The organism is Bacillus sp. TL12, from assembly GCF_022625245.1.
Taxonomy (GTDB): Bacteria; Bacillota; Bacilli; order Bacillales; family Bacillaceae_G; genus Bacillus_A.
The window spans coordinates 1-6,871 of sequence record NZ_JAJJBY010000079.1 but is presented as its reverse complement, the minus strand read 5'-3'; the positions used below and the strand labels follow the sequence as shown (position 1 = coordinate 6,871).

The window sequence follows — 6,871 nt, the reverse complement described above, 5'->3', positions numbered from 1 at the left end:
CTTTTTGGTAATGCGTCGACAATTCTGCAAAGTTATTGTATACATCCGATGCGGCTGAAGCTGTAGACACAGCGAATGCTGAAGCAGTGAACAAAGATGTCAGAGCTAACATAGTTTTTTTCATTTCAATTCTCCTTTTTATTTGAACTCTCACTTGTATGATCCTGAATTCGGAAAATGAATACGTAGTCATCTCAAGCAAACAAATGACTCCTGGAGAGTCAATGAAACGTATATCAAGGTAAAATCGCAATGAATGTATCTCTATCGTGCGGTAGATTTTGAAGAACAAACCATTGATTTTTATCTGTTGTGCAATTGCTTGTTTTTTTAACCATAAATTCACTTATTTCTCATATACGGATTAATACACACAAAAGGTAATTATAACCTATTTATACATACTTTACCACATCTATCCGCCTATCATTGTAACATAACTTCAAGCATATGGTATTATCTGAACATAGATTTATGGACAGAGTTTTCGGACGTATTTATAGGGAAAAATCTACGAAACTAAGAATGAAATTGATGTGTCCAGAAAATAGGATTTTCTGAACAAATATCTCTTAGCGTACAGTAAAAGGGGTTAATTGTGACGAAAATGTGTCTAAACGTACAGAATTCCCGAAATGATATGGTGAGGCCATGCCCATCAACTTAAGAAAAATAAAGATCAAAAAAATAAAAAATGAGCTGAATTCTTATGAATAACTGTGAAAAGGTAAAATTTTTGATATGGTGAGGCATTAATGGGGTCACATCACATCGCCATCAAGGTAAAGTAATTAAATACCCCCAAAACGAAAAAAACGAGCTGAATTCACATAAATAACTGTAGAGAGTTAAAAATTTCGTTTGGGAGATACTTCAAAATATTAGCTTGATGGACATGTATGGTGACCCCTATTACTTATTACTGTTTTGGAAGCAGTTATTATGGATTCAGTTGATTTTAGTAAGGGTGCTCGCTGTATATAGCTTTGTATTAGTTTAAATTTTAATAATTGACAAAGATTTATTACTTCGATACAATGATTCCTAGAGGAAACGTTGTTTCTGTAATTGCATGTAAGATTTATTTTTTAAAATTTTTTAAGGAAGTGCATTGAATTATGTCTAAGTTATCGCATTCCTATAAAAGCTATTCAGAAGTGAAGCTTGAGCAACAACAATTGCTTCGTAAAAATGTCATTGATGCCGCATGTCTCCTTCTTTTAGAGGAAGGCCCTGAGTCAGTAACAGTACGACGAGTTGCTCAGAAATTAAGTTGTTCAACAAAAATTATTTACAGTCTTTTTGGTAATAAAGATGGTCTTGTTAATGAAATGTACATGGATGGATGTCGGCTATTAGCTGAAACTTTTCAACAAGTACCGGTCACAGAAAAAGTCCTTGATGATTTGGTTGCTATAAGCTGGGCTTATTGGCAATTTGCACAACATCATTCTGGTTATTACAAAATGATGTTTGGCGGGAAGTTATCTGATTTTAAGCCGGATGAACAAAGTCTTGAAGGCACGATTACTGCATTATCCCGAATCCAGCAAACCGTAATACGTGCTATTGAACAAGGCGAATTTGAAGATAATGATCCGCTACTGGTTGTCAGAATGCTTTGGTCTGCTTTACATGGAGTCATACATCTTCAGTTTGCTGGTCATTTTTCTAATTTAAGCATGGCTCAAGAGGTCTATGAATTCACATTAAACAAGACGCTTTCTTCATTTAAGACATCCTCATTTCAATCATAGAATATTGAGCATACTGAAGTCCTTGTAACAAGTGACTTCAGTTGATTATTGCTTATCGGCAACAGTGTTACCAAAGTAAAATATCGTTTCTGAGGAGGTTAATTATTATGTTTATTTATTCAAATAAAACGGCTCTCATCACAGGTGCATCATCTGGTATTGGTGAAGCGTTTGCCTATTCACTAGCAGCAAAAAAATGCAATCTCATTTTGGTTGCACGTAATGAAGCAAAATTGAAGACGTTAGCTACAGAGCTTTCAGTTACACACAAAGTTAAGGTAATAGTAATTGCACTGGATCTTTCCGTACCAGGTGCGTCACAAGCTTTACTCCATGAGGTTCAAAAACATCATTTGAAGGTTGATCTTTTAATTAACAATGCAGGCTTTGCTACCTATGGGTACTTTGAGCAAGTCTCAGGAAAACGGCAGCATGAGGAAGTGATGCTTAATGTCGCTGCTTTAGTGGATATCACACATGCATTCATGCCTGATTTATTACGTAATCGGGATGGTGGGATAATTAATGTTTCTTCCACTGCCGCCTTTCAGCCCGATCCTTATATGGCTGTTTATGGAGCAACCAAAGCGTTCGTGCTCTCCTTTAGTGAAGCGCTTTGGGCTGAAAACCGTAAACGGGGGCTTAAAGTCCTTGCGCTCTGTCCAGGTGCAACAGAAACCTCATTTTTTGATGTTGTTGGCTCGAGCGAAGCCTCCGTTGGCTCTAGACAACCCCCAAACACTGTTGTAAATAACGCTCTACGAGCACTTGAGAAAGGGCGTAGCCATATTATATCTGGTTGCCAAAATTATTTAGTGGCCCAAGTCTCAAGATTTTTCTCTCGTCGTTTTACACTAGGAATTGTTGAACGTACTCTCCGACCACGTAATTAAATGTAATTTACAAATTATGGTTTTGTAACACTACTCTTTTATCCAGATCTAGTGCAGTAAATTTATATTTTTGATGCTACTTCATGTAGAAAACAATACTCTAAACATATGAAAATATCATTTTCATATGAGGGGTATCGCCACATCGCAATCAAGCTAAGAAAGGTAAATGCCCCCAGAACGAAATTTTGTGCTAACTTGTAGCAAAAAAGCTCATTTTTTCGTTTTGGGGTAATTCTGAATTCTTAAGTTGATGGGCATGTATGGTGAGGCCATACAAGAAATTGTGAATATGACAGGTATTAGTCAAGCAACGCTATACCGATACATGCGAAAAAACAAACTAACTAAAAAAGATAAACAAGCCAAGGAACAAACAGCCACCATCTATAATTGATAAAAGTAGCATTTGCAAGTGTAGAGGACTATCTTATAAAATATAGTTAAGAAAAGAAAGACAGGGTGAGGAAATCCATGTCCACAAAATTAGTAAATTTACGAATTGACTTTGCCTTTAAACAGTTATTCGGAACAAAGGGGAATGAAGAAATCTTAATTGGATTTCTAAACGCCATCTTAGCAGAATCTTTAGAGGCACCTATTTCATCACTACAACTAGAAGATCCACATCTCCATAAATCTTATGAAGATGATAAGTTATCCATTTTAGACTTATTAGCAACACTCGATAATAGAACGCAAGTGAATATAGAAATTCAGCTTCGAAATACACATGATATGGTAAAGCGTTCTTTATATTATTGGGGTAAGCTCTATACGTCCCAAATGCAAGAAGGAATGCCGTATCGTTCACTTCGGAAAACCATTACCATTAACTTACTAGATTTTGTCTTGTTTTCTCACGATGAAGAATTTCATACCATCGGACAGTTGTGGAATACAAAATCGCAACAAGTATTAAGTGATGATATTGAAATCCATTTTGTAGAGATTCCAAAATTAGTAAGAGAATGGCGTGAAGAAAAAGTAAACCCATGGGAAAATACATTTGTTCGTTGGATGTTATTGTTACCAGCCCATGAAGATGAACATTTAACTCAAACCTTGGAGGAGATTGCGATGAATCAAGATCCAATTTTACAAAAGGCAATGAATAAATGGGAAAATATGAGTCATGATTCTTCTTTCCGAACAGCTTATGAAGCTCGTGAAAAAGAACTTCTAGATGAACAAGCTAAAATAGCTCATGCTCGTGAAGAGGGGAAAATTCAATTAATTCGTGGTATGCACAAAAATGGTATGCCTTTAGAAGACATTGCAAAATTCACAGGTCTTAGTATAGAAGAAATACGAAAATTAGTATTATAATTATATGTCATGACAAAAGCTTTGCGGAAAATTTCGCAAAGCTTTTTATATATTATAATCATCTTGCTTAATATCCTTGTGAAATTTACGATATAGTCCACGCTTCTTTAGCTCTTTTCCTAACATGGTTGAATCGCAACCTAACTGTAATGATATCTTCCAGTAGGCCTCACCATACATGCCCATCAACTTAAGAATTTTCTCTACCCCAAAGTGTAAAAAAACGCCATCCTTTCCTATTTGTTGTGACCCCTATTTGTGATACGGTTTTTCGTAACAGGACAGACAGTCAATTTTCCAATTTCGTCCTACTTCTGCTTCTCTCCGACCAACCCATAGAAAAACAATTCCATCAATTGATCCATATTTCTCGTTATGCGTTCTTGATTCGACGCTTCCCAATGCCGACCCAGCTCATTTTTGTACATCGTGAAGTACAGCATAGTAATATCTTCTGTTTGATCTCTATGAATGTAACCCTCTTGCTTTCCAATCGTGACAAACTTCATAAAAAATTGCATGACCTTCTGCTCATTATAGCTCTCCAGCCTTTGCATCAACCCACTCACCTCAGAGAATGGGGATTTCTGAAACTTATCCGATAAAATTTGTAAATTTTTAGCTTCTAGCAGCATAATTTTCTTCGTCTTTTCAGGAAAGGAACACGCTGAATTCAGAATCTTCTCATACTGCTCCAACTGTTTGTCCATCCAATTTATAAGCATATCGGCATAGAGCTGTTCTTTTGTTCCAAAGTAGTTATAAATGGTAGCGGGAGAAACATTCGCATTTTGAGCGATTTCATTCACGCTTACCTTTTGAAAACCATATTTGGAGAACAATTCAAATGAGGAGCTGTATATTTGCTCAATGTTGTTCTGTTTTCGTCTTTCGAATCCGTTCATATGCTCCACCTCACTTGTAGTGTAGCCCAAGTTTTAGAGTAATTCAATAAAAGGAGTACAAATCTATTGAAATCTCAATTTTAAAAATTTTTATAATAATTTTGTAGTAAAATAGTATATTTACTATATATCTTTTTTATTCAACACGATGTTCGCAAACATTAACTTATGATGGGAGTGTGCTTGTATGAAACAAATTCGGATTCCTTCATTTTTACATGATGTGTTCGGTGAAAAACAAAGTATTGGGTCTATTCTAGCCATACTGTTTTTCGGTGGATTGCTAACCATTGCGTTATATTTGAGATTCCCTGAACTCACAGACAACTTGCCGATTTGGCGCAGTGCCCTGGCATTATTGTTGATATTCGATATTTTTTCTGGATGCGTAGCCAACTTTACAGCTTCAACCAGCAACTTTTATGCAGCACGCAAAACAAATCGAATCGTATTCATTGCGATACACTTTCATATCATTCTTGTTGCGCTTCTCTTACATACAGATATTTGGTATTCGATCGGGGTTTGGGCTTATACGATTGCAGGAGCATTTATCGTGAATGCTCTGATTGGGAAGCATTCACAACGATTTATTGCAGGCTTGCTCCTGTCTGTTGGTCTTGGCTGGATACCGATGCTGCCAAATATACAGCCCTATATGTTGATCATCTGCTTATTATTTATGCTTAAAGTGTTATTTAGCTTTGCTGTTGATCATTATGAGAAAACAAGCAACAACACAGGTGAAAAAGCATGAGTGCTCCATATCGAATATCCAAGCTCACCAAACGGGAGAAGCCCTTATTCGTATCACTCATGAGCAAGGCATTTGCCAAAGATCCCTTATTCCTGCATGTATTTGGTGATTCGGAGATTGATAGAAAAGCAAGAAATAGCGTGACAGCTTTTGTGTCCTTTATGTTTGATAAAAGCTTTATGCTCAATGAAGAGGTGTGGGGCTTGTATGAAAATAAAAACTTGCTTGGCGTATACACCGTTGAAAAACCGCAACCTAGCAGGCTTCAAAATATAACAGGAGGAGCATTACTAATCGGGAGGTTGATTCCATTGTTTTTTCAACTGTCTGGAAAAACTTTAGGTCTCCTCAGTTCCTATATGCGAGTGACAAGATCATTTGCTCCTAAAATGGCGCATCACTACCTTATCATGATTGGAGTAAACCCGGAGAACCAGGGCAAGGGAATCGGTAAGGCTCTGCTGCAACACCTATTGCATACGGTACATACGGATAATAAATCGCAGGGAGTCGCACTGGACACGGAAAATGCTGAAAATGTAAGTTTGTACCGGAGATTCGGATTTGCTCTAAGCGGAGAAACACAAATTGACATCGTACCTGTGTATTGCATGTTCTATCAGAAAAAGAGCTCGGGCAATAGAGATTCTGAGATTTCGAATTATTTATGAAGTGGTTTTGAATTTCATACTAGGGGTCACCTTACATGCCCATCAACTCAAGAGATTTTAATACCTTCAAACACAAAAAAAAGTTATCCTTTCTAAACAAGTTAAATTAGAAAGGATGACGTTTTCTTATGAATCTCTCGATTCAAGATGAACTACTACCATTTGCAGAAGAATTACAACGATATGTTACACCTATATTTTTAGAAGAACTTGCAAGAGAAATCGGATTTATAAAGCGAAAACGTAAGTTTTCTGGCTCAGACTTAGCTACAATTTGTATTTGGATCAGTCAACGAGTAGCAAGTGATCCCTTAGTACGATTATGTAGTAGGCTTCATGCAGCTACTGGTACTTTACTCAGCCCTGAGGGCCTAAATAAACGTTTAAATGCTAAAGCAGTTTTGTTTTTACAACATATTTTTTCTTTACTGTTAGGGGTAGCACCACATCGCTATCAAGCTAAGCTCATACAACGTCAATTATAGTAGAGGTTGTTTCTTTTTTCTAAAGGCTACGTGTAGGGAATTTAAAGATTTACATACGAAATAAACCCTAATGG

At 36.6% G+C, this 6,871-nt stretch carries 6 protein-coding genes and 2 pseudogenes; 7 read left to right on the top strand and 1 reads right to left on the bottom strand.

Annotated elements, in window-relative coordinates; genetic code table 11:
• Positions 1-151: 151 nt before the first annotated feature.
• The 4 genes and pseudogenes from LOK41_RS26835 to LOK41_RS26820 all read left to right on the top strand — a co-directional run.
• A pseudogene (locus tag LOK41_RS26835) lies at positions 152-253 on the top strand (IS6 family transposase); the annotation flags it as partial.
• 865 nt (positions 254-1,118) lie between these two features.
• Positions 1,119-1,757 carry a TetR/AcrR family transcriptional regulator gene (locus tag LOK41_RS26830; RefSeq protein ID WP_241819037.1) on the top strand — a complete coding sequence of 213 codons (639 nt, stop codon included), beginning with the start codon at positions 1,119-1,121 and terminating at the stop codon, positions 1,755-1,757.
• Between the two features lie 107 nt (positions 1,758-1,864).
• Complete coding sequence (locus tag LOK41_RS26825) at positions 1,865-2,650, top strand: SDR family NAD(P)-dependent oxidoreductase (RefSeq protein WP_241819036.1); 786 nt, start codon at positions 1,865-1,867, stop codon at positions 2,648-2,650.
• 474 nt (positions 2,651-3,124) lie between these two features.
• The gene (locus LOK41_RS26820; RefSeq protein ID WP_241819034.1) at positions 3,125-3,979 is read left to right on the top strand and encodes an Rpn family recombination-promoting nuclease/putative transposase; all 855 of its coding nucleotides are present in this window, start codon (positions 3,125-3,127) and stop codon (positions 3,977-3,979) included.
• A 308-nt stretch (positions 3,980-4,287) separates the two neighbouring features.
• Here the strand turns inward: LOK41_RS26820 and LOK41_RS26815 are convergent, their stop codons facing one another.
• Positions 4,288-4,884 carry a TetR/AcrR family transcriptional regulator gene (locus LOK41_RS26815; protein WP_241819032.1) on the bottom strand — a complete coding sequence of 199 codons (597 nt, stop codon included), beginning with the start codon at positions 4,882-4,884 and terminating at the stop codon, positions 4,288-4,290.
• 187 nt (positions 4,885-5,071) lie between these two features.
• Here LOK41_RS26815 and LOK41_RS26810 point away from each other — a divergent pair, with 187 nt between their 5' ends.
• The 3 genes and pseudogenes from LOK41_RS26810 to LOK41_RS26800 form a co-directional block, all read left to right on the top strand.
• Entirely contained in the window at positions 5,072-5,641 is a 570-nt protein-coding gene (locus tag LOK41_RS26810) for a hypothetical protein (protein WP_241819031.1), read from the top strand.
• Positions 5,638-6,312, top strand: a complete 675-nt coding sequence (locus LOK41_RS26805) for a GNAT family N-acetyltransferase (RefSeq protein ID WP_241819029.1) — start codon at positions 5,638-5,640, stop codon at positions 6,310-6,312. Before LOK41_RS26810 ends, LOK41_RS26805 begins: the two co-directional genes overlap by 4 nt.
• A gap of 128 nt (positions 6,313-6,440) precedes the next feature.
• Positions 6,441-6,746 (top strand): annotated as a pseudogene (locus LOK41_RS26800) (IS4 family transposase); the annotation flags it as partial.
• Positions 6,747-6,871 lie beyond the last annotated feature (125 nt).

Bases quoted from the DNA above. Each gene is read 5' to 3' on its own strand.
- LOK41_RS26830 (WP_241819037.1), top strand. From the start codon at position 1,119: ATGTCTAAGTTATCGCATTCCTATAAAAGCTATTCAGAAGTGAAGCTT.
- LOK41_RS26825 (WP_241819036.1), top strand. From the start codon at position 1,865: ATGTTTATTTATTCAAATAAAACGGCTCTCATCACAGGTGCATCATCT.
- LOK41_RS26820 (WP_241819034.1), top strand. From the start codon at position 3,125: ATGTCCACAAAATTAGTAAATTTACGAATTGACTTTGCCTTTAAACAG.
- LOK41_RS26815 (WP_241819032.1), bottom strand. From the start codon at position 4,884: ATGAACGGATTCGAAAGACGAAAACAGAACAACATTGAGCAAATATAC.
- LOK41_RS26810 (WP_241819031.1), top strand. From the start codon at position 5,072: ATGAAACAAATTCGGATTCCTTCATTTTTACATGATGTGTTCGGTGAA.
- LOK41_RS26805 (WP_241819029.1), top strand. From the start codon at position 5,638: ATGAGTGCTCCATATCGAATATCCAAGCTCACCAAACGGGAGAAGCCC.